The sequence below is a fragment of the Hydrotalea lipotrueae genome, assembly GCF_019249625.1.
Lineage (GTDB): Bacteria > Bacteroidota > Bacteroidia > Chitinophagales > Chitinophagaceae > Hydrotalea > Hydrotalea flava.
On sequence record NZ_JAESDL010000059.1, the window covers coordinates 1 to 1,656 of the forward strand.

Here is a 1,656-nt window from a genome sequence, read left to right on the forward strand (position 1 = left end):
GATAAAAAGTATCATAAGTAGTTGATTATCAGAAACTATTTGTTTGGATTATGGAAAGGCGGACAAGTCAGGAGAAAAATCGGGATGATTTTTTAAAATACGAATAGCATTTATTTCTGAATCAATGGCCTGGTCTTTATTTTTTGCTAACCAATAAAATTCAGTCATTTCATGGTAATATTTTAGTGTATGAACTAAATCAGGGTAAATTATATGCTTAATGTAGATTTCATAGGCTTCAGCACCAATTGCATTCATTTCTTGTGAAAATTTATATTTTGACTGGTTATTTTTTAATACTAATATAATAGCACTAGCCGGAACCTTATCAGGCGGCAAGTTCAATATTTCTTTAGCATATTCTAATGCCTCCTGCATATTAATTTTTATTAAGGCTTGTAATTTTTTCATAACTATGTATTCATCATATTTTATACCAGGTTCTTGTTGAATAAATTTATTCATATAGAATAATACTTTATCAGGCTTTTTTGAATTAGCAAATAAATTAGTAACATGGTATTGATTTTGTAAAACATTAATTTCACTATCATTAAAAGCTTGGGCATAATCAAAAAAAGCGGTCTGAATTGAATCTATAAATTTGTTCAAATGACGCTGCATTTTTACTTCAGCGGAAGCCTTTTGTATATCCCATTGATGGTTCATGATTTTGGCCACCACTGAATCTAAATAATAAGGATGTCCAAACCATGCAATCTGTCCATGTTCATTAATAATAAAAATTTTAGGAATGGCGGTATTTCCGGTTGCTTGTAACCAGTTCTCTACCATTTGTTGATTTTTATCAACGGCCACTGAAAAATCCATGCGATTACCCATACTATCAACAAATTTTTGTATTTTATTTAAGGGCATATTTTTTTCATAAACTGCTATTGATATGACACTAATTTCATTAGCGTGGTTTCTTGCAAATTCTGAAAGATGTGGCATTGAAGCAATACAAGGTTTGCATCAGGTTGGCCAAAATTCAATTACATACAGCTTACCGGGTTCAAAACTATGTAAAGGAGTACATTTTAACCATTTACTTATTTCAATTTTGGGTGCGGCGTCACCAATATTTAAGGTAAAAGAATCAACCACTTGACCTTTACTTTGAATACTTGTTAAAAAAACAATTAAAATAACAGATATTAAAAGAATGAAGTGTTTAGTAAACATAATTCACAGTTTCTAGTTAATACACATAATTAATATAATGTAGCAAAAAAAACTTAAAAAATATAATAAGTTCTTTCAATAAAATAAAAAACCATAGTGTTCAATTGAAAAACACTATGGTAATAATTAAACAATAAAAGTTTAGTAAACTGCTACACAGTAGCATTTACCTGCACTAGAAGCATAACAAGTACCAGACGTTGGGTTTGAATCATTAGTAATACAACTAGTTCCTGAACAGTCTTGACCACAACCTGAATTACTAATAGCAACATAACCTCCTAAAATTTGTTTCATTTCTTCTTTAGTCAAAGGTTTCATTTTTAAAAAGTTAAAAGTTAAAAAATATACCTATGCACCTCCACAGGCAACCCTTGCGCTTAGGTAACCTAAAATATAAACAATTTTTGAATAGTATGTGTAGGGGAAGCCCTACAATTTTTAAATTAGCAGTAAGTTAAAACTATA

General features: G+C 29.7%; 2 protein-coding genes. Both read right to left on the bottom strand.

Annotated elements, in window-relative coordinates:
- Positions 1–48: 48 nt before the first annotated feature.
- Positions 49–966 carry a thioredoxin domain-containing protein gene (locus tag JK139_RS15360; protein ID WP_317196318.1) on the bottom strand — a complete coding sequence of 306 codons (918 nt, stop codon included), beginning with the start codon at positions 964–966 and terminating at the stop codon, positions 49–51.
- Between the two features lie 363 nt (positions 967–1,329).
- Positions 1,330–1,509, bottom strand: a complete 180-nt coding sequence (locus tag JK139_RS15365) for a bacteriocin (protein WP_218332164.1) — start codon at positions 1,507–1,509, stop codon at positions 1,330–1,332.
- Positions 1,510–1,656 lie beyond the last annotated feature (147 nt).

What these genes read in the sequence shown, in the direction of transcription:
- JK139_RS15365 (WP_218332164.1), bottom strand. Translation starts at nt 1,509, where the DNA reads ATGAAACCTTTGACTAAAGAAGAAATGAAACAAATTTTAGGAGGTTAT.